20 protein-coding genes and 1 tRNA gene are annotated in these 20,456 nt (G+C 63.8%); 15 read left to right on the forward strand and 6 right to left on the reverse strand.

Going from position 1 to position 20,456, the window contains the following annotated elements:
• The first annotated feature begins 163 nt into the window (after positions 1–163).
• Positions 164–736, forward strand: coding sequence for a thymidine kinase (locus G7044_RS09380; RefSeq protein WP_166328245.1), 573 nt, complete (start codon positions 164–166; stop codon positions 734–736).
• Between the two features lie 170 nt (positions 737–906).
• Here the strand turns inward: G7044_RS09380 and G7044_RS09385 are convergent, their stop codons facing one another.
• Positions 907–1,365 carry an SRPBCC domain-containing protein gene (locus G7044_RS09385; RefSeq protein ID WP_207630244.1) on the reverse strand — a complete coding sequence of 153 codons (459 nt, stop codon included), beginning with the start codon at positions 1,363–1,365 and terminating at the stop codon, positions 907–909.
• Positions 1,366–1,480: 115 nt separating this feature from the next.
• Here G7044_RS09385 and G7044_RS09390 point away from each other — a divergent pair, with 115 nt between their 5' ends.
• From G7044_RS09390 to G7044_RS09415, 6 genes are read left to right on the forward strand one after another with little or no spacing between them, the layout of a single operon-like run.
• Entirely contained in the window at positions 1,481–2,623 is a 1,143-nt protein-coding gene (locus G7044_RS09390) for a D-alanyl-D-alanine carboxypeptidase family protein (protein WP_166328247.1), read from the forward strand.
• A gap of 7 nt (positions 2,624–2,630) precedes the next feature.
• Entirely contained in the window at positions 2,631–3,227 is a 597-nt protein-coding gene (tmk, locus tag G7044_RS09395) for a dTMP kinase (RefSeq protein WP_166328249.1), read from the forward strand.
• The gene (locus G7044_RS09400; protein WP_166328251.1) at positions 3,224–4,315 is read left to right on the forward strand and encodes a DNA polymerase III subunit delta'; all 1,092 of its coding nucleotides are present in this window, start codon (positions 3,224–3,226) and stop codon (positions 4,313–4,315) included. Before tmk ends, G7044_RS09400 begins: the two co-directional genes overlap by 4 nt.
• Before the next feature lie 3 nt (positions 4,316–4,318).
• On the forward strand, positions 4,319–5,125 hold the full coding sequence (locus G7044_RS09405; protein WP_166328253.1) for a TatD family hydrolase: 807 nt from the start codon (positions 4,319–4,321) through the stop codon (positions 5,123–5,125).
• Positions 5,122–5,925 carry an MBL fold metallo-hydrolase gene (locus G7044_RS09410; RefSeq protein ID WP_166328255.1) on the forward strand — a complete coding sequence of 268 codons (804 nt, stop codon included), beginning with the start codon at positions 5,122–5,124 and terminating at the stop codon, positions 5,923–5,925. The genes G7044_RS09405 and G7044_RS09410 overlap by 4 nt, the downstream gene beginning before the upstream one ends.
• A complete protein-coding gene (locus G7044_RS09415) occupies positions 5,922–6,863 on the forward strand; it encodes an AEC family transporter (RefSeq protein WP_166328257.1) in 942 nt (313 codons plus the stop codon). The genes G7044_RS09410 and G7044_RS09415 overlap by 4 nt, the downstream gene beginning before the upstream one ends.
• Here G7044_RS09415 and G7044_RS09420 read toward each other — a convergent pair.
• The 4 genes from G7044_RS09420 to G7044_RS09435 form a co-directional block, all read right to left on the reverse strand.
• Positions 6,860–7,831, reverse strand: coding sequence for an ABC transporter permease (locus tag G7044_RS09420; protein ID WP_166328259.1), 972 nt, complete (start codon positions 7,829–7,831; stop codon positions 6,860–6,862). The two genes, G7044_RS09415 and G7044_RS09420, sit on opposite strands and share 4 nt — an antisense overlap.
• A 4-nt stretch (positions 7,832–7,835) precedes the next feature.
• The gene (locus tag G7044_RS09425) at positions 7,836–9,131 is read right to left on the reverse strand and encodes an ABC transporter permease (protein ID WP_166328261.1); all 1,296 of its coding nucleotides are present in this window, start codon (positions 9,129–9,131) and stop codon (positions 7,836–7,838) included.
• 51 nt (positions 9,132–9,182) lie between these two features.
• Positions 9,183–10,256 (reverse strand): ABC transporter substrate-binding protein, encoded by a 1,074-nt coding sequence (locus G7044_RS09430; RefSeq protein ID WP_166328263.1) that lies wholly within the window; start codon positions 10,254–10,256, stop codon positions 9,183–9,185.
• Between the two features lie 76 nt (positions 10,257–10,332).
• Complete coding sequence (locus G7044_RS09435; RefSeq protein WP_166328265.1) at positions 10,333–11,436, reverse strand: ABC transporter ATP-binding protein; 1,104 nt, start codon at positions 11,434–11,436, stop codon at positions 10,333–10,335.
• A gap of 177 nt (positions 11,437–11,613) precedes the next feature.
• Between G7044_RS09435 and G7044_RS09440 the strand changes: the two genes are divergently transcribed.
• From G7044_RS09440 to G7044_RS09465, 6 genes are all read left to right on the forward strand, one after another.
• A tRNA-Leu gene (locus G7044_RS09440) sits at positions 11,614–11,700 on the forward strand.
• A gap of 132 nt (positions 11,701–11,832) precedes the next feature.
• The gene (locus G7044_RS09445) at positions 11,833–12,258 is read left to right on the forward strand and encodes a hypothetical protein (protein ID WP_166328266.1); all 426 of its coding nucleotides are present in this window, start codon (positions 11,833–11,835) and stop codon (positions 12,256–12,258) included.
• A 66-nt stretch (positions 12,259–12,324) separates the two neighbouring features.
• Complete coding sequence (gene lipB / locus G7044_RS09450) at positions 12,325–12,984, forward strand: lipoyl(octanoyl) transferase LipB (protein ID WP_166328268.1); 660 nt, start codon at positions 12,325–12,327, stop codon at positions 12,982–12,984.
• 309 nt (positions 12,985–13,293) lie between these two features.
• Positions 13,294–13,764, forward strand: coding sequence for a c-type cytochrome (locus G7044_RS09455; RefSeq protein WP_166328270.1), 471 nt, complete (start codon positions 13,294–13,296; stop codon positions 13,762–13,764).
• A gap of 227 nt (positions 13,765–13,991) precedes the next feature.
• Entirely contained in the window at positions 13,992–15,665 is a 1,674-nt protein-coding gene (gene ctaD, locus G7044_RS09460; RefSeq protein ID WP_166328272.1) for a cytochrome c oxidase subunit I, read from the forward strand.
• Positions 15,666–15,830: 165 nt separating this feature from the next.
• Entirely contained in the window at positions 15,831–16,298 is a 468-nt protein-coding gene (locus G7044_RS09465) for a DUF2244 domain-containing protein (protein WP_235931231.1), read from the forward strand.
• Positions 16,299–16,442: 144 nt separating this feature from the next.
• On the opposite strand, the gene G7044_RS09470 is transcribed toward G7044_RS09465, so the two are convergent.
• On the reverse strand, positions 16,443–16,904 hold the full coding sequence (locus tag G7044_RS09470) for a GatB/YqeY domain-containing protein (protein ID WP_166328276.1): 462 nt from the start codon (positions 16,902–16,904) through the stop codon (positions 16,443–16,445).
• Positions 16,905–17,031: 127 nt separating this feature from the next.
• Here G7044_RS09470 and carA point away from each other — a divergent pair, with 127 nt between their 5' ends.
• Both carA and G7044_RS09480 read left to right on the forward strand, forming a co-directional pair.
• Positions 17,032–18,192: a glutamine-hydrolyzing carbamoyl-phosphate synthase small subunit gene (gene carA / locus G7044_RS09475; protein WP_166328278.1), complete on the forward strand. Its 1,161-nt coding sequence runs from the start codon at positions 17,032–17,034 to the stop codon at positions 18,190–18,192.
• Between the two features lie 63 nt (positions 18,193–18,255).
• A complete protein-coding gene (locus G7044_RS09480; RefSeq protein ID WP_166328280.1) occupies positions 18,256–20,409 on the forward strand; it encodes a glycosyltransferase in 2,154 nt (717 codons plus the stop codon).
• Positions 20,410–20,456: the final 47 nt, after the last annotated feature.

The raw sequence follows: 20,456 nt of genomic DNA on the forward strand, positions 1-20,456 counted from the left end.
ATGCGGCATTCTGACGCAAGCCCGTTCCGGGCCGGTTTCGGTCAGGCGTGCGAATTGGGTGACAGGCCGCAGCGGGGGCTGTCTGCCCCCGCGCCCCCGAGGATATTTGCGCCAGAATGAAAGCAGCGTTGCCGCCACCTGTGCGGATTGCTATCGGGCGGGCATGGCCAAGCTTTACTTTCACTATTCGACCATGAATGCCGGCAAGAGCACGCTTCTTTTGCAGGCAAGCTATAACTATCGCGAGCGGGGTATGCAGACCTTACTGCTGATCGCCTCGCTGGACGATCGGGCCGGGCACGGGCTGATCGGGTCGCGGATCGGCATTGCGGCCGAGGCCACGGCCTTTGATTCCCACGAGGACCTGTTTGCGTTGATTGCGGGCGACGGGCGTGAACTGGCATGCGTTTTCGTGGATGAGGCCCAGTTCCTGACCCCCGATCAGGTCTGGCAACTGGCAAGGGTCGCCGATGATCTGGGTATCCCAGTCATGGCTTACGGGTTGCGGGTCGATTTCCGGGGCGAGCTGTTCCCCGGATCGGCTGCGCTGCTGGCGCTAGCCGACGACCTGCGCGAGGTGCGCACGATCTGCCATTGCGGACGCAAGGCCACGATGGTGATCCGGCGCGGCCCCGATGGCCGGGTGTTGACCGATGGCGATCAGGTTCAGGTCGGCGGCAACGAGACTTATCTGTCGCTGTGCCGCCGCCATTGGCGCGAGGCCGTCGGCGCCTGAGCCGTAAGCCTAATCACTACCGCTGGTTCTTGTCCGCATCCTGACTATCTTGTTTCTGAAGCAGGAAGCGCGGCAGGCCAACGCGGTTGGTCGCCCCATCCATCACCTCAGCATGTGAGGGCGATCGAGCGCCGTCGCCGTCGCGGCCCCCTCGGGTATGGGCTGAAAGGTCAGCGGAACATCCCGGGCCGGCTGGCGATGCCGTGGTCAAGCCAGGTCCGCATCGTCGCCAGCATATAGCTCCATCCCATCACGTTTCCGTAAGCAGATTGCAGATCTGCAGGCGTGGGCTGCCATCCGGTTTCGGTCACCTCGACCTGAGTTCGGCCGGGCGAGATTTCGGCAAATGTGAAGGTGACCCGGTTTGCGCCCTTGCCTGAGGGATGGGGCCAGTCGAAAATGATCCGTTCACTCGGCACCGCCTCGATCACGTGAACGTCGAAAGCCCCTGGAAAATCGGCAAATTCCCAGGAGACAGTGGCGCCGTCCTGCATGTCGCCGCTGGCGCCGCCCATGGTGAAATGGGCCGAGAGTTTCGTCGGGTCGGCGACCGCGTCGAAGACATCAAGGGGCGGGTGATCGAAGATCAAGAAGACGGTAAAGTCCATATCGTCTGCGGCTATCGTCATGGCGCTTCCTTTCTGTGCTGCACGTCAAAGGCGAATGGCATCGTTGCGACAGACTGCGTCATGCGATATTCCTTCGGGAAAATCCGGCCATCAAGCCCAAGAACAGGCATCCCTCATGCGCGCAGCCCTGACCGCCCTTCTGCTTTCCGCCCTGCCCCTTCAGGCGCTCGCCTTCGATACCACGGCGCGTTCCGCCTGGGTCTACGATGTGGGCACCGGCACGGTGCTGCTGGAAAAGAATGCCGATCAGGCGCTGCCGCCCGCGTCGATGTCGAAGCTGATGACGGTTTACATGCTGTTCGAGGCGGTGCGCGATGGCCGCTTGCAGATGGATACCCGCCTGCCGGTTTCGACCAAGGCGCGGCAAATGCAGGGCTCGACCATGTTCCTGAACGAACGTGACCGCCCCACTGTCGAGGAACTGGTCAAGGGCATCATCGTGCTGTCGGGCAATGATGCCTGCGTTGTCGTCGCCGAAGGCTTGGCCGGGACTGAGGAAGCCTTTGCCCGGCAGATGAACGACCGCGCTAAATCGCTGGGCATGACGCAGTCGCATTTCGCCAATTCCTCGGGCTGGCCGGATCCGAACCATGTAATGTCGGCGCATGATCTGGGCATTCTGGCCGAACATCTGGTCAATGATTTCCCGGAACTTTACAAATATTTCGCCCTGACCGAGTTCCCCTATGACGACCGCGCGCCGGCCAACCGCTTTAACCGCAACCCGCTGCTGAAGCTGGGAATCGGGGCGGACGGGCTGAAAACCGGGCACACGCAGGAAGCGGGCTACGGTCTGGTCGGGTCGGCCGTTCAGGGTGACCGCCGGGTGATCTTTGTCGTCACCGGGCTGGAAACCGAAAAGGCACGTGCCGAGGAGGCAGAGCGGATCACCGCATGGGCCTTTCGCGACTTCACCATGAAAGAGGTCGTGCCGCAGGGTGAGACCGTCGCCACGGTTCCGGTATGGCTGGGGTCGAAATCGCAGGTGGCGCTGACCACGCAGAACGGGCTGAACGTGCTGATGCCCATTGGCGCGGAATCAGGCGTGACGGCCGAGGCGGTCTTTACCGGCCCGATCGAGGCCCCCGTCGCCAAGGGCGCGCGGCTGGGCACGCTGCAGATCCAGATCCCCGGCGTTGGCCCCGCAAACGTGCCGCTGGTCGCAGCCGAAGAAATCGCCGCCGCGGGCTTTGTCGGCCGGATGAAAGGCGCCGCGATGCGCCTTGGCGGCGAGGCGTGGAACGCCGCGCGGAACTGACGGGCGCATGTTCATCAGCTTCGAAGGCATAGACGGAAGCGGAAAGTCGACGCAGGCGCGCCTGCTGGCCGAAGCCCTGCGCGCCGAGGGCCGCGAGGTGGTGCTGACACGCGAACCCGGCGGATCCGACGGAGCCGAGGCGATCCGGCGCCTGCTGGTCGAAGGCGGCACCGACCGCTGGTCGGCGGAAACCGAAATTCTGCTGTTCAACGCCGCCCGCCGCGACCACCTGGAACGCACCATCCGCCCGGCACTGCAACGCGGCGCCACCGTAATCACCGACCGCTTCGCTGATTCGACGCGGGTCTATCAGGGTGTGACGCGGGGCGATCTGACCGAAACCGTCGAGGCCCTGCACAAGCTGATGATCGGGATCGAGCCGGACCGGACTTTCGTGATCGACATCGCCCCTGTCGAAGGCTTGGCGCGCGGCGCGGCGCGCGGTGGCAGTGAAGACCGTTTCGAATCCATGGGGCTCGGCTTTCAGGAAAAGCTGCGGGCGGGCTTTGCCGAACTTGCCGCCGCTCAGCCCGCGCGCGTCCGCATCATCGACGGCAGCGGCGCGCCCGAGGACGTCGCCGCCCGCGTCCGGGCCGCACTATGAGCGACGATACACCCGAATCCGACCGCGTCCCCGGCGCCCCGCATCCGCGCCACGCCGGCGCGGTGATCGGGCACGACCACGCGGCGGAGGATTTTCTGGCCTCGGCCGATGCGCATCGGCTGCACCATGCCTGGCTGATTACCGGGCCGCGCGGGGTGGGCAAGGCGACGCTGGCCTGGCAGATCGCGCGTTGGCTGCTGGCCGATGGCGGGCCGGGCAGCCTGGCCATTCCGTCCGACGATCCGGTCACGCGTCGTGTAGCCGCCCTGTCTGAACCGCGCCTGCACCTGGTGCGGCGTGGCTTTGACGAAAAGACCGGGCGGTTGAAGGCCGAAATCGGCGTCGATGACATCCGCGCGCTGCTGTCCTTCTTCCACATGAGCGCGGCCGAGGGCGGGCGTCGTGTGGCCATTGTCGATGCCGCCGACGACATGAACGGCGCGGCTGCCAATGCGCTGCTGAAGATGCTGGAGGAACCGCCGAAGGGCGGCGTCATTCTGCTGATCGCCCACCAGCCGGCGCGGCTGCTGCCGACCATCCGTTCCCGCTGCCGCGAACTGCGGCTGGCGCCGCTCTCGCCCGAAAACATGGCCCGCGTGCTTGCCCCCCTCGGCGTCGATGCCGGGGCCGAGGCGCTGGCGGCGCTGTCGGGCGGCTCGGTGGGCGAGGCGCTGCGGCTGGATGGTCAGGACGGGCTGAAGGTCTATGCCCGGATCGTCGAGCTGTTCGCCACCCTGCCCCGCTTTGACCGCCAGAAAGCCCGCGATCTGGCCGAAGGTGCGGCCGGGCGCGCGACTGCCGACGGCGATCCCTTCGATCTGCGCATCACCCTGCTGGACCGCTTTCTGACCCGGCTCGCGCGCGCGGGCCTGATGGGCGCGCCGATACCAGAGGCCGCCAAGGGGGAGGCGGCACTGATGGCGCGGCTTTGCCCCGATGACCACGCCGCACGCATCTGGGCGGGTGCGCAGGCGGAACTGTCGGCGCGGGCGCGGACGGGCCGGGCGGTCAACCTTGACCCTGCGGCGCTGGTGATGGATATGCTGATCCAACTGGCCGGGTTGGCCCCGGCGCATGCGAAAGCCTGACCGATGCCCTATCCCGATGCCGGCAAGGCGGTCCCTGTCGTGGACAGCCATTGCCATCTCGATTTTCCCGATTTCGATGGCGAGCGTGACGCGCTGATCGACCGCGCCCGCGCCGCCGGCGTGGGTCGCATGGTCACCATCTGCACCCGGCTGCGCAGTGAGCCGACCGTTCGCGCCATTGCCGAGGCCCATGACGAGGTCTTCTATGCCGCCGGCACCCATCCGATGAGCGTGGCCGAGGAGCCCATGGCCCGCGTCGAGGAACTGGTGGCGCTTGCCGCCCATCCGAAATTCGTCGGCATCGGCGAAACCGGGCTCGATTACCACTACACCGCCGAAAGCGCCGCCGCCCAGCAGGACAGCCTGCGCATCCATATCGAGGCCGCGCGCCAAACGCGCCTGCCGCTGATCATCCATGCGCGCGACGCCGATGAAGACATGGCCCGCATCCTGACCGAGGAGTACCGCGCCGGGGCTTATACTTGCGTCATGCACTGCTTCAGCTCTGGCCCGGCGCTGGCGCAGGCGGCGCTGGATCTGGGCTTTTACCTGTCCATGTCTGGCATCGCAGCCTTCCCGCGTTCGACCAAGCTGCGGGACATTTTCAAGGCCGCCCCCGTCGACCGGATTCTGGTGGAAACCGACGCCCCCTATCTGGCGCCGCCGCCCCATCGCGGCAGGCGCAACGAACCTGCCTTCGTCACCCGTACCGCCGCCGTGGGCGCAGAGCTTTACGGGCTGAGCTATCAGGATTTCGCGGCCCAGACCTCGGCCAATTTCGACCGGTTGTTCTGGAAGGCCGCCGCATGATCCGTGTCACCATCCTGGGCAGCGGATCGTCCGGGGGGGTGCCGCGCATCGGTGGGAATTGGGGCGCCTGTGACCCCAGCAACCCCAAGAACCGCCGTCGCCGCTGCGCGATCCTGATCGACCGGATCGGCGATGAGGGCATGACGCGGGTGCTGGTCGATACCGGCCCCGATCTGGTGCCGCAGATGCTGGATGCGGGGGTGTCGACCGTTGACGCCGTGATCTGGACCCATTCCCATGCCGATCATGTGCATGGCATCGACGATCTGCGCCAGATCGCCTATAACGCCCGGGCCCGCGTGCAGGGCTATGCCGATGTGGCGACGACCGCGCAGTTGCGCAAACGCTTCAACTATATTTTTGAAACGGCGACGGGGTCGAACTATCCGCCCATCGTCGACCTGCACCTGCTTGATGGCCCGATCACCATTGATGGCGCTGGCGGCCCGATCGAAATTACCCCCTTCACCGTACCCCATGGCGAAATCGACGCGCTTGGCCTGAAGGTCGCGACCTTGGGTGGCGGCGTCGTCTATCTGCCCGATGTGCAAACCATCCCCGAGGACGCGTGGCCGATCATCGGCACGCCCGAAATCTTCATCTGCGACGCCCTGCGCCACGACCCTCATCCCAGCCACGCCCATCTGGCGCTGACGCTGGAATGGTTCCTGCGCTCCGGCACACCGCGCGGGGTGCTGACGAATATGCATATCGATCTGGATTACGCGAAGACGGATGCCGAAACGCCGGATCACGTGGTGCCGGCCTATGACGGCATGGTGCTGGAGGTGACGGATTGAGCGCGCTTTTCGATGTGGTCCTGCCGGTCTTTCTGGTTCTCGGCTTTGGCTATGTCGTTGCCTGGCGCAAATTGTTCGGGGACAGCGCCGTCGATGGCGTCATGCGCTTCGCGCAGAATTTCGCCGTGCCGGTGCTGCTGTTCCAGTCGGTGGCGAAACTGGACCTGTCGGCAGATTTCAACATCCCCATGCTGGCGGCTTTCTATGCCGGGGCTTTTGCTGCCTTCGGGCTTGGCGCGTTCGGCGCCCGCCGCCTTGGCCGCCCGCCCGAGGATGCGGTGGCCATTGGCTTCATCTGCCTGTTCTCGAACTCGCTGCTGCTGGGCGTGCCGATCACCGAACGCGCTTATGGGCCTGACGCGTTGGCGGGAAACTGGGCGATCATCTCGATCCATTCGCCGCTGCTTTACACGTTCGGCATCACCGTGATGGAGTTTACCCGCGCCCGAGGCCAGAACCTGTCGGTCGGGCGCGTGGCACTGCGGGCGCTGACCGGGGTACTGCGGACGCCTCTGGTCATCGGCATCGTCTGCGGGCTGGTGATGAATATCGCGCTTCAGGCCGGCTTGGTGCTGCCGGGCGGGTTCTGGGACGGGGTCGGCATGATGGCCAAGGCAGCACTGCCGACGGCGTTGTTCGCGCTTGGCGGTATCCTGTATCGTTACAAGCCCGAGGGCGACAGCCGCGCGATCATCCTGTGCTGCTTTGCCTCGCTGATCCTGCATCCGCTGGTGACGTTCGGCCTTGGTCACATCTTTGCGCTGGATCTGGCTGCGACGCGGTCCTCTGTGCTGACGGCCTCGATGGCGCCGGGGGTGAATGCCTATCTGTTTGCCTCGATCTATGGCGTCGCCAAACGGGTCGCAGCATCAACAGTGCTGGTGGCGACGGCGCTGTCGATCCTGACCATCTCGGGCTGGCTGATGCTGCTTCCCTAGGCGGGGGTGACTCCGCGGATCCGTTCTGACCGGCGGCGCAGCAGTTCCACCGTTACCAGCAGCGCGATGGAAAAGACCACCAGCAGCGTCGCCACCGCAAGGATCGCGGGGCTGAGCTGTTCGCGGATACCAATCCACATCTGGCGCGGGATGGTCATTTGATCGGGGCCGGCGATGAACAGGACCGCGACGACCTCGTCGAATGAGGTGACAAAGGCGAACAGCGCGCCCGAGATCACGCCGGGCAGGATCAGCGGCATCGTCACCCGGAAAAAGGTCGTACGCGGGTTTGCCCCAAGGCTTGCGGCGGCGCGGTTCAGCGACTGGTCAAAGCCCACCAGCGTCGCCGTCACGGTGATGATGACGAAGGGAATCCCCAGCGTCGCATGGGCCAGGATAACGCCAAGATAGGTATTGGCCAGACAGCCCGATTTCGACAGGACCGGCGAAAGCAGCGTATGCGCCCAAGATCCCTGCGGCACGCAGGCCGAGGAATAGAAGAAGAAAAGCCCTGTCGCGGTGATGATCAGCGGCACGATCATGGGCGAGATCAGCAGCGCCATGATCAACCGGCGAAACGGCATTTCCGGCCGCGACAGCCCAAGGGCTGCCAGCGTCCCCAGCACCGTCGCCAGCACTGTCGAGCAAACCCCGATGATGATCGAGTTCTTGGCCGCATTCACCCATTTCGCATTCGCCCACATATCGGCGAACCACGACGCGCCACGCGGGCCCTCGGGCTGGGCCATGCCGAAGGTCATCAGGCTGTCATACCAGCGCATCGAATAGCCCGCCGGATCGAAGGCAAGCATCTCGTCGGTGAAGGTGAAGAAGCGGTCTGCATTGAAGCTGAGCGGGATGATGACCACGATGGGCGCGATCAGGAAAAAGAAGATCAGCGCGCAGATGACCAGATAGGTCCAGTGCCAGACGCGCTCCAATGGGGTTGCGTATTTCGGAAGCGCCATGATCTCAGCCCAGTTTCAGATTGTCGATGCCGACCAGCCGGTCATAGATCCAGTAAAGGATCAGCACCCCCGCCAGCAGGATCGCGGCAAGCGCCGCAGCCATGGACCAGTTCAGTGTGCCGGTCATATGCTCGGCGATCATGTTGGAAATCAGCTGACCCGAGGCACCGCCGACAAGCGCCGGCGTGATGTAATAGCCAACGGCCAGAATGAAGACCAACAGCGCCCCTGCCCCCAGCCCGGGCAGCGTTTGCGGGAAATAGATGCGCCGGAAGGCGGTCCAGCTGGTCGCGCCAAGGCTTTTGGCGGCGCGGACATAGCTGGGATTGATCGTCCGCATCACCGAATAAAGCGGCAGGATCATGAAGGGCAGCAGGATATGCGTCATCGCGATGATGCTGCCAATCTGGTTATACATCATCTTCAATCGCCCGGATTCGTCGATCGCACCCATCCAGATCAGCAGGTCATTGACCACGCCCTGCTGCTGCAACAGGACCATCCAGCTGGTGGTGCGCACCAAAAGCGAGGTCCAGAACGGCAGCAGCACAAGGATCATCAGCAGGTTCGAGCGGCGCAGCGGCAGCGTGGCCAGCAGATGCGCGATCGGGAACCCCAGCAGAAAGGTCATCACCGTCACCAGCGCCGACAGCCACAGGGTGCGCATGAACAGCATGATATAGACGCGGCGGTTTTCATTGACCTGAACGATGTCACCATTCGTGTCCCTCGTCCGATCCAGCGAGGCCAGATAGAAGCTGCCCGTATAGGCGGTCGAGGAGTTGCGCATCGAGGCCCAGAGCTCTGGCTCGCCCCATTTCCCGTCAATCTCCAGCAGCGCCTCGCGGTAAGGCGGCTCGACCCCGCCGCGGACCTTGCGCCCGGTCGAGGTGAAAAGCGACCGCGTGCCCGGCATCTCGTAATTGATTCGGGTGCCGACGATGCCGATCGTCCGCGCCTCGGCAGCGGCCTGCAGATCGGCTGACAGGGCGGCAAAGGCTGCGTCATCCGGGACGGTGCCCGGCTCGGTTTCGGCAAACCAGCCCGAGATCTGCGGCATATTCGCCGCGAAGCCGTCATTATAGACGGAACGATGCAGCATCTGCCCGATTGGCACCACGAAGGTGATGACGATGAAGGCCAGCAGCGGCAGCACCAGCAGGAACGCCCGCCAGCGCGACTTGCGCGAAGCCCGCGCCAAGGCACGTTTCAGGGGCGTGCCGTCGGCGGTGGTCAGGGTGGCGTCAAGGCCACCCGCTTCGGTGACGATGGCCGCATGAGGATCAAGGGGTGATGCCATTCCAGAAATCCGAAAGGCCCGGCCGCGCGATGACGCGACCGGGCCGGGTTATCAGCCGGCGAGCCAGGCGTTGAAACGCTCGTTCAGTTCCGAATCATGATCGACCCAGAAATCGAGGTTCGAGCCGAGCGCGTTGCCCATATTCGATTCGGTCGTCGGCAGGTGCGGGGCCATCGGCTCCTCGGTGCCTTCGATATTGCCGACGGCGGCGGCAGCCGATTTGCGCGGCGGGCCATAGCTGATGAACTCAGCGGCGCGGGCCTGCGGGGCGGTGCCGGTGGAATAGGTGATGAACTGCAGCGCCTCTTCCATGTTGGGCGCGCCTTTCGGGATCACCCAACCTTCCATTTCATAGATCTGACCGTCCCAGATGATCTTGAAAGGCTTGTCGTCATTCATCGCCGCGTCGAAGATCCGGCCGTTGAAGGCATAGGCCATGGTCACTTCACCATCGGCCAGATATTGCGGCGGCTGCGCGCCGGCATCCCACCAGATCACGTCGTTCTTGATGGTGTCCAGCTTGGCGAAGGCGCGATCAACACCTTCAGGGGTGCCAAGCACGTCATAGACCTCTGCCGCAGGCACACCGTCCGCCATCAGCGCGAATTCCAGGTTGAACTTCGCGCCCTTACGCATGGTGCGCTTGCCGGGGAACTTCTCCAGATCGAAGAAATCGGCCGGGCCAGCGGGCTTGGCATCGGCAAATTTCGAATCATCATAGACCTGCACCATCGAATAGACATCGGTGGCCACGAAGCAATCGGTCACCCCACCTTCGATGAAGTCGTCGGTCGCGGCGGTCCCGTCCTCGGCTGCGGCAAGGGTCGAGGCGTCGATGGTTTCCAGCAGGCCTTCGTCGCACAGGCGCACGGCGTCGGCATATTCGACCGAAGCCACGTCGCTTGTGACGTTGCCGGCCTCGACCATGGCCTTGATCGGCGTGGCGGGGTTGTCGGCATCAGCGATGTTCACGGCAATGCCGGTTTCGGCGGTGAACGGCTTCGCATAGGCTTCCAGATGCGAGTTGCCGTAAGCGCCGCCCCAGCTGAGCAGGTTCACTTCCTGCGCCGAAGCGCCGAAGGCCATGCCGCACAGTGCCGTGGTCAGAATCAGGGTCTTTTTCATCGAAATCTCCTGTTGGGGTGAGTCGGCGCATTGGCCGTTATCATTGGGCGCGAGGATGCGCCGGGACCGGTTCCTGTCATACCGGATCGAGCGCGCGGGCATCTTGCGGATGCCAGCCCACCCGGATCTGTTCGCCGGGATTCAGACGGGTCTGCCCCAGCGTATTGCGGAATTTCATCACGAAATCGTCCTGACCGGCGACCTTCAGCCGCGCCCGCAGGATGTCGCCCATATAGACGACATCCATCACCTCTGCCGGCAGGGTATGGGCACCGTCAGGCATCATCTCGGGTTTGAACTCGATGCGTTCCGGCCGGATCGAGACGGTGGTCTGCTGGCCCACCTCGCGCACGTTCACCGCCGTGGCGTCGATCACGTCGCCATTGAACAGCCGTACGGTCGCCTTGTCGCCCTGAAGGCTGGCAATGGTGCCGCCAAGCGCGTTGTTTTCGCCGATGAAGCTGGCAACAAAGCTGTTATCCGGCCGCTCATACAGGGCAGCGGGTGGGGCCAGCTGCTGGATGCGGCCATCGTTGAAGACGGCGATCCGGTCGGACATGGTCAGCGCCTCGCCCTGATCGTGGGTCACGTAAACCACCGTGATTCCAAGACGTTCGTGCAGGGCCTTGATTTCAAACTGCATATGTTCGCGCAGTTGTTTGTCGAGCGCACCCAGAGGTTCGTCCATCAGCACCAGCTTGGGATCGAACACCAGTGCCCGCGCCAATGCGATGCGCTGCTGTTGGCCGCCTGAAAGCTGTGCCGGGCGACGACTGGCGAATGCGCCCATCTGGACCATATCCAGCGCCCGCGCGATCCGTTCCTCGCGTTCGGCCTTGGTCATGCCGCGCACTTCCAGCGGAAAGGCCAGATTCTCGCCCACGGTCATATGGGGGAACAGCGCATAGCTTTGGAACACCATGCCGATGCCGCGCTTGTGGGGCGGCATGTCGTTGATGTTGCGCCCGTCCAGCAGGATCTGCCCGCTGGTTGCCGTTTCAAATCCCGCCAGCATCATCAGGCAGGTGGTTTTGCCCGAACCGGACGGCCCGAGCATGGTCAGGAACTCTCCCCTGCCGATGGAAAGGTTCAGATCTTTGACGACAAGTGTCTGTCCGTCATAGCTTTTCTGCACGCGATCAAAGACGACATAGCCGTCGTCGCGGGTCGTGGTCGTCAAGTGCGGGCCCCCTGTCGTGGCTTGTGTTGTTATATCCGCTGTCGGCAGGTTAAGCGGGGCCGCAGCGCGATTGCAACAGCCCGCTTCATGTCGCGGGCGAGCCTTCCCGATTTTCGGGCATGACGAATCCCCCTTTTCAACCGCCGCCGAAGCGGTTATCTGCGCCACTGTCGCGATGCGGTCGTGGCGGAATTGGTAGACGCGCAGCGTTGAGGTCGCTGTTCCTTAACCGGAGTGGAAGTTCGAGTCTTCTCGACCGCACCAAAGACACCCCAATGCCCCAAGGGCAGACCGGTGTCCTTGACCCGAAATCCTCACAGAACCCGAATCGATGGCGTTAGCGCTTCGTTAACCCTTTTGGCCTAGCGTCCGCCAAGGTCCAGAATGGAGAAACGGATGCGCATTTTCCTTACCGCCATCGCACTTGCCGGCGGCATTGCCCTTGCCGGCTGCGTGAATGTGAATGACACGCCGGTGAACACCCGCCCCACGCCGGTGACCGCACAGGATCGCGGCGTGATACAGTCGGCGATCATCGACGGGCTGAAGGATCCTGGCGCGGCGCAGTTGCGCAATCTGGTGGCTTACGACCTCAGCGACGGTCAGGGCCGGGCCATCTGTGGCGAGCTGAATGGGAAGAACTCCTTTGGTGCTTACGTGGGTTACCGGCCTTTCTTCCTGCGGGTAAAGAATGGTGCGGTGGTCTCAAACTATTCGGGCGGCAGCGATCCGAATGATCTGGACACTTTCATGGCCCAAAAGGGCTGCCGCGAAGCCGCCACGGGGCAGATGATGGTTGCCGGCGCGAAGGGCGCGACGTAGGCGGGCTTCCATTTCGGGCCCTGCGCCATTACCTCGGCCTCAAAGCGCCCGAACCAGAGGTCCGCCATGTCCCTGCCCCCGCCCGAATGGGTGATCTCACCCGGCCTGACCCCCTATGCCGAGGCCGTCGCCAAGATGGAGGCGCATGTCGCCGACGTGGCCGCAGGTCGCGCCGGCGAACGGCTGTGGCTGGTCGAACATCCGCCGCTGTACACGGCGGGGACATCCGCACAGCAGGCAGACCTGCTGGACGCGCGTTTTCCGGTCCATGTGACCGGGCGCGGCGGGCAATATACCTATCACGGCCCCGGCCAGAGGGTCGTCTATACGATGCTGAACCTGAACCAGCGCGGCCGCGACGTCCGCGCATTCGTGCAGTCGCTGGAGGGCTGGGTGATCGACACGCTGGCCGAGTTCGGCGTGATGGGCGAGATGCGCTGCGGTCGCGTGGGCGTCTGGGTCTCGCGTCCCGACAAGGCGCCGCTGCTGGACGGCAGCCCGCATGAGGACAAGATCGCCGCCATCGGCATCAAGCTGCGCCGCTGGATCAGCTTCCACGGTCTGGCCATCAATGTCGAACCGGATCTGAGCCATTACGGCGGCATCGTACCCTGCGGGATCAGCGGGCATGGGGTAACCAGCCTGGTCGACCTCGGCCTGCCGGTGACGATGGACGACCTGGACAACGCACTTCAAGCGCGCTTCGCGCAGCGCTTTGACGGTTGAACGCCACAAGATCGGCCATTTCCTGAACATCCTCGCAAACCCGGACGGTTGCCGGCCAGACTGCAATGGCAGCCGGTGATCTGGCAGTGCTGCCGATGAACAGCCCGCGGCAAACCGTCTCACGCACATCCGGCGGTTCAGCCTTCCGGGCGAGGCCCGGCACTGGCCAGCAGGCCGCGGTTCAGCCCTGATTTTCGCCAGCCGGCTACCTGAGGAGCCGAGCCGGGCTTTTGATTTGACCTTCGTCATGTGAGTCATGCAATCTTGCTGCTAGTGGTCCCAGCGACCTCCCTAGGAAAGGAAGACACGATGAAAGCCAGCCTGATTGCCACGTTGACCGTGTGCGCGCTCGCCTCGCCCTCGCTCGCCCAAGACGCCGCCAAGGGCGAAAAGGAATTCAACAAGTGCAAGGCGTGCCACATGATTCAGGATGATGCCGGCACCGACATCATCAAGGGCGGCAAGACCGGCCCGAACCTTTATGGCATCGTCGGTCGTCCGATCGCGAACCAGGAAGGCTACAAATACGGCGACGGCATCCTGAAACTGGCCGAGAACAACCCCGGCGCGGTCTGGGACATCCATTCGCTGAAAGCCTATGTCACCGATCCGACCGGCTATCTGGACCAGTATTCGGGCGACGAGAAGGCGAAGTCGAAGATGACCTTCAAGCTGACCAAGAATCAGGACGACCTGCTGGCCTATCTGGTGACCGTCTCGCCCGACGCGCCCGAACAGGCTGCCGAGGGTGACGGAGCACCTGCCGCCCCGGCCCAGTAACGCGGACGATCATCCGAACAACCGCAACGCATTGCGACATTCTGTCGCAGAACCTGCCCGAGCCCCCGTGATCACGGTCGCGGGGGCTTTGTCATGCCGCGAAAAACTGCATCATTCCTGACAGTTTCCCCGCCGAGGCACATTGCCGCATCCGGCGCCCTTGTCTATGGTACGCACATCTGCCGGCCCTGCCGGCTGCCTCAGGATCAACCCAGGGAGATCGCGCAATGGCCGATGCAGCCGTTCACGAATCCGGCGGACATCATGACACGCGGGGGTTCTTTACCCGTTGGTTCATGTCCACCAATCATAAGGATATTGGTATCCTTTATCTGTTCACGGCCGGCATCGTCGGCCTGATCTCGGTTTCTTTCACCGTATACATGCGGATGGAACTGCAACACCCCGGCGTGCAGTACATGTGCGTCGAGGGCGCGCGCTTCATCGCCGATGCCAGCCGCGAATGTACCCCGGACGGCCATCTGTGGAACGTCATGATCACCTATCATGGCATCCTGATGATGTTCTTCGTCGTGATTCCGGCGCTGTTCGGCGGTTTCGGCAACTATTTTATGCCGCTGCAGCTCGGTGCGCCGGACATGGCTTTCCCGCGTCTGAACAACCTCAGCTATTGGCTGTATGTCTGCGGCGTGGCACTTGGCGTTTCGTCGCTGCTGGCCCCTGTGGGCGAAGGCTTCGGGTCGGGCGTGGGCTGGGTTCTTTACCCGCCGCTGTCGACCGTCGAGGACGGCTATTCGATGGATCTGGCGATCTTCGCCGTCCACGTCTCGGGTGCGTCGTCGATTCTGGGTGCGATCAACATCATCACCACCTTCCTGAACATGCGCGCCCCCGGCATGACACTGTTCAAGGTGCCGCTGTTCGCCTGGTCGGTCTTCATCACTGCGTGGCTGATCCTTCTGGCGCTGCCGGTTCTGGCCGGTGCCATCACCATGCTGCTGATGGACCGCAACTTCGGGACCAACTTCTTCAACCCGGCTGGCGGCGGTGACCCGATCCTGTACCAGCACATCCTGTGGTTCTTCGGTCACCCGGAAGTCTACATCATCATCCTGCCCGGCTTCGGCATCATTAGCCATGTGATTGCCACCTTCTCGCGCAAGCCGGTCTTTGGCTATCTGCCGATGGTTCTTGCGATGGCCGCAATCGGCATCCTGGGCTTCGTCGTCTGGGCCCACCACATGTACACGGTCGGCATGTCGCTGACCCAGCAAAGCTATTTCATGCTGGCCACCATGACCATCGCGGTGCCCACCGGCATCAAGGTGTTCTCTTGGATCGCGACGATGTGGGGCGGCTCGATCGAGTTCAAGACGCCAATGCTCTGGGCGTTCGGCTTCCTGTTCCTGTTCACCGTCGGCGGCGTGACCGGCGTCGTGCTGAGCCAGGCGCCGCTGGACCGGGTCTATCACGACACCTATTACGTGGTCGCCCACTTCCACTATGTGATGTCGCTGGGTGCGGTCTTCGCGATCTTCGCCGGGATCTATTACTGGATGGGCAAGATGTCGGGCCGCCATTACCCGGAATGGGCTGGCAAGCTGCATTTCTGGATGATGTTCATCGGTGCGAACCTGACCTTCTTCCCGCAGCACTTCCTGGGCCGTCAGGGCATGCCGCGTCGTTACATCGACTATCCGGACGCCTTCGCCTACTGGAACAATCTCTCGTCGATGGGCGCATACCTGTCCTTTGCCTCGTTCCTGTTCTTCATCGGCATCGTCTTCTACACGTTGTTCGCCGGCAAGCGCGTGACCGAGAACAACTATTGGAACGAGTACGCCGACACGCTGGAATGGACCCTGCCCTCGCCGCCGCCCGAACACACGTTCGAGCAGCTGCCCAAGCGCGAAGACTGGGATCACAGCCACGCCCATTGATGCGGGGCTGAGCCAGAAACCAAGCGGCCCCGGAGCGATCCGGGGCCGTTTTCATATGAGGTCCGATATTGCTGGCCCCCTTGCAGAACGTCACCGATACTCCGTCATCTTTCGTCACAACGCTGGGTAATTCCGATGCCTTATGAATGGCAGGACCGGGACGGCATGCGGGTTCTGCGCGCCTGGCCGTATCGCTCGTTGCCGCGCAAGGGGTTCGTCTGGTTCATCGGGGTGACGGCGGGGCTGTCTGCGCTGCCGCTGATCGCGCTGCTGGGTCGCCCGGTATTGTGGGGGCTGCTGCCGTTCATGCTTGCCGCCATCGCAGGTATCTGGTGGGCGATCAGCAGAAGTTATCGCAGCGGCACGACACTGGAAGTTCTTGAACTGAGGCAAGACATATTACGGCTGACCCGCAGCGATCCGGGGCGTGCGGACCGGGTTTGGCAGACAAACCCCTACTGGATCCGTGCGGTGCTGCGCCCCGGCCCGGTTGAATCCTATCTGGTGCTGACGGGAGATCATGAAACGGGGCGCGAGGTAGAACTGGGTGCGTTCCTCTCGCCCGAAGAACGCCAGGCGCTACTGCACGAGGTCAACCGCACCATCGCCGACCAGAACTCGCACCAAGCCTAGCCCGCGCTTGTCGCACGGCAGCGTCACCCCGTTACAGAGGGATGCAAGCGAGCTTCGTCAGCCGTTCACCCGAACCATCGCCCGTCGCCGCGTCGCCGGCAGAGGTGATTCGGGCTGGGGCTTTGCGCGCCCGGCCCGACCGTCTTACAGCAGCTTTTCTTTGACCATCTGCCCGACGGCACCGAAATCCATCTGGCCGGTGTAACGCGCCTTCAGCTCTGCCATCACGCGGCCCATGTCGCGCACTGATGTTGCACCCAACGAGGTCACCACCTCGTCCAGTGCGGCGCTCGTTTCCTCGGCGCTCATCTTGCGCGGCAGAAATTCCTCGATCACCTGGATCTCGGCGTTTTCCTTTTCAGCCAATTCCAGCCGCCCGCCTTCTTCATAGGCACGCGCCGATTCCTGGCGCTGTTTCACCATCTTGGCCAGAATCGCCAGCAGATCCGCATCCGACAGCCCCGCGCTCTCGCCCTCGCCGCTGCGGGCGGCGATCTCGCGGTCCTTGATGGCGGCCGAAATCAGGCGCAACGTCGACAGACGCGGGGCGTCCTTGGCCTTCATCGCGTCCTTGGTCGCGGACTGGATTTTCGTCTTCAGGTCCATGGCAATCCCCACACATTCAGAAGCTGCATCATCTAGGCTGCCGACACCGCCCGATCAAGCCCGGCTTTGCTTGACCAACCAGCGCGGTTTCACTAGGTTCCGCGCGATTACCAGATGGAGCCAGCCCATGACCGCGCCTGCCGCGAAGCCAACCGCCTGCCTTGCCCTTGCAGACGGAACGATTTTTACTGGCCGGGGCTTTGGTGCCACGGGCGAAGTCGTGGCAGAACTGGTCTTCAACACCGCCATGACCGGCTATCAGGAGATCATGACCGATCCCAGCTATGCCAGCCAGGTCGTGACCTTCACCTTCCCCCATATCGGCAATACCGGCGTCACCGAACAGGATGACGAGGCAGGCGATCCGGTCGCCAGCGGCATCGTCGTGAAATGGGACCCGACCGAGCCGTCAAACTGGCGCGCCACGGCCGAGCTGCAGGACTGGATGGCCCGCCGCGGCCGCATCGGGATTGGTGGCATCGACACGCGCCGCCTGACCCGCGCGATTCGCCAGCAGGGCAGCCCCCATGTGGTGCTGGCCCACGACCCGGACGGCAATTTCGACATTCAGGCCATGATCGCTCAGGCGCGGGCGTGGAAGGGCCTTGTCGGGCTCGATCTCGCGAAAGAGGTCACCACCCGGCAAAGCTATCGCTGGGACGCAGGGCTGTGGGAATGGCCGGGTGAATTCGCGCCGCAGGCGCAGGCGCAGCCCTTCAAGGTGGTGGCGCTGGATTACGGTGCCAAGCGCAACATCCTGCGCTCGCTGGTCGCGGTCGGTGCCGATGTGACCGTCCTGCCCGCGACCGCCACGGCCGAAGAGGTGCTGGCCCATGAACCCGAAGGCGTGTTCCTGTCGAACGGTCCCGGCGATCCCGCCGCAACTGGCGCTTATGCAGTGCCGATGATCCGCGAGCTGCTGGATCGCGACCTGCCGGTTTTCGGTATCTGCCTTGGCCACCAGATGCTGGCGCTGGCGCTTGGGGCGAAGACCGTCAAGATGGGCCATGGCCATCACGGCGCCAACCATCCCGTCCGCGATGTCGATACCGGCAAGGTCGAGATCACCTCGATGAACCACGGTTTCGCGGTCGATGCACAGACCCTGCCGGACGGCGTGCGCGAAACCCATGTCAGCCTGTTCGACGGCTCCAACTGCGGGCTAGCGGTCGATGGGCGGCCGGTCTTTTCGGTGCAATATCACCCCGAGGCCAGCCCCGGACCGCAGGATTCAGCTTATCTTTTCGAACGATTTGCCGAACAGATGCGGAACCGTCGGGCGGGCTAATCCCCAATTAACGTTAAATTAAACTCGACATGGCAGTGATGGCGAAACCAAGGGGGAATCGCCATGACTTCCACGCCTGCTGCAACCAACACCCTGGTGCCGATTCGGGCCGGTATCAAGGTTCCGCAGGCGGCAGATGTCGCCGCTGCGCTGGCGCAGCGCGATCTGCGCCCTCTGGGTCAAATCCTTCTGGAAGACGGTGCCGTCAGCCATGGGAACCTGCTCAAGGCCACGGTGATGCGGCGGCGCCAGAATGTGCGGCTGGGTCAAATCCTGCTGTCCCAAGGCTGGGTGACCGAGGCCGCGTTGACCCACGCGCTGACCCGGCAATGGCGGACCTCGGCGGTCGATCCGGTGGCGATGCCCCCCGATGCCCGGCTGATCGACCAGTTGAGCGCCAGTTTCTGCCTGAAACATGCGGTGCTGCCGTGGCGTCGCGTCGGCGGGGTCACCTTCGTGGCCACCTCACAGCCCGAGGATTTCGACAAGCTGCGCGCCAAGCTGCCCGCAGATTTTGGCCCGGTACGGATGCTTCTGGCCAGCGAAAGCGGCATCCATGCGGCGATCATCGCGTTACGGACGACCTCGTTGACGCGACAGGCCGAAACCAGTGTCCCCGCTGAAGAAAGCTGCCGCACCCGTAATGCAACGCGCGTGTCGCAGATCTCGCTGGCGCTGCTGGCAGTCATTGCGGCGGGTTCGATCCTTGCACCGGTCTGGCTGCTGGGGGCGCTGACGGTCTGGACGGCACTGACGCTGCTGGCGGGGACGGCGCTTAAGCTGGCCTCGTTCCACGCCGTCCTCCGCCGTCGGACGGAAGAAGCCGCCGATACCCGTCTGATCGCTGCCGGACTGAAACCTGCACCGCAGATGCAGGACCGGTTGCCGGTGATCTCGGTCATGGTGCCGCTGTTTCACGAAAGCGACGTTGCCGGCAAACTGGTCGGCAGGTTGTCGCGCCTGGATTACCCACGCGAACTGACCGATATCCTGCTGGTGGTCGAGGCGACCGACCCGATCACCCGCGCCGCGCTTGACGGTGCCACCCTGCCCCATTGGATCCGCGTCGTCACCGTGCCCCCTGGTCCGGTGCAGACCAAGCCGCGCGCATTGAACTATGCGCTGAACTTCTGCCGCGGCGATATCGTCGGCGTCTGGGATGCCGAGGATCGCCCCGATCCTGACCAGCTGCACAAGGTCGCCCGTGGCTTCGCCGCCGCCGCGCCCGATGTCGCCTGCCTTCAGGGTCAGCTGGACTATTTCAATCCGCGCACCAACTGGCTGGCCCGGTGTTTCACCATCGAATATGCCAGCTGGTTCCGCGCCAACCTGCCGGGGATTGCCCGGATGGGGCTGGTGGTGCCGTTGGGTGGCACCACGCTGTTCTTCCGCCGCGAAATTCTGGAAACACTGGGCGGCTGGGACGCCTGGAACGTGACCGAGGACGCCGATCTCGGCGTCCGCCTGACGCGCCACGGCTGGCGGACCGAGCTGATCGACACCACCACCGACGAGGAGGCCAATTGCCGCGCCCTGCCCTGGGTCAAGCAGCGCTCTCGCTGGCTGAAGGGCTATGCGATGACCTGGAGCGTGCATATGCGAGACCCGCTGGCCCTGTGGCGCGATCTGGGACCAAGGCGCTTCCTGGCCTTTCAGATTCAGTTTCTCGGCACCATGTCGCAATATCTGCTTGCCCCGGTTCTGTGGAGCTTCTGGCTGCTCGCCCTTGGCCTGCCCCATCCCCTGCGCGAACCGCTGGGCCAGCTCTGGGGCGGCAATGCGGTGCCGGCGCTGTTCACGCTGTTCGTGGCGTCCGAACTGATCGGCATGGCGGTGAACCTCTGGGCCGTCCGCGGGGCCAAGCATCGCCATCTGCGGATCTGGGTGCCGTTGATGCATTTTTACTATCCGCTGGGTTGCCTGGCTGGTTGGAAGGCCATCTATGAAGTGGTCGTCAACCCGTTCTACTGGGACAAGACCGCGCATGGCGTCTTCGACGAAACCGAAGACGCGACGGCCGTCCCGGTCGCCGAAGGTGTCGTCCGGGTGCCGTTGCTGGGTCAGATTGACAGCGCCCATGTACCTGCCGGGCCGCGTCCCGCGACCTTCGCCTTCGGCGATGCGCAGAACGAGGTGCCCGACCATCCAGAGGCACAACCCGCGCCGGCCCTGACTATGGTGCAGCGGCCAGCGGAGCGGCGGCGTCAGTCGGGCTAAAAGCGATTATCGCGGGGCAGTCCGCAACCTGACCTGACGCCGCCGGG

The sequence above is a fragment of the Paracoccus xiamenensis genome (genome assembly GCF_011308835.1).
Classification (GTDB): Bacteria; Pseudomonadota; Alphaproteobacteria; order Rhodobacterales; family Rhodobacteraceae; genus Paracoccus; species Paracoccus xiamenensis.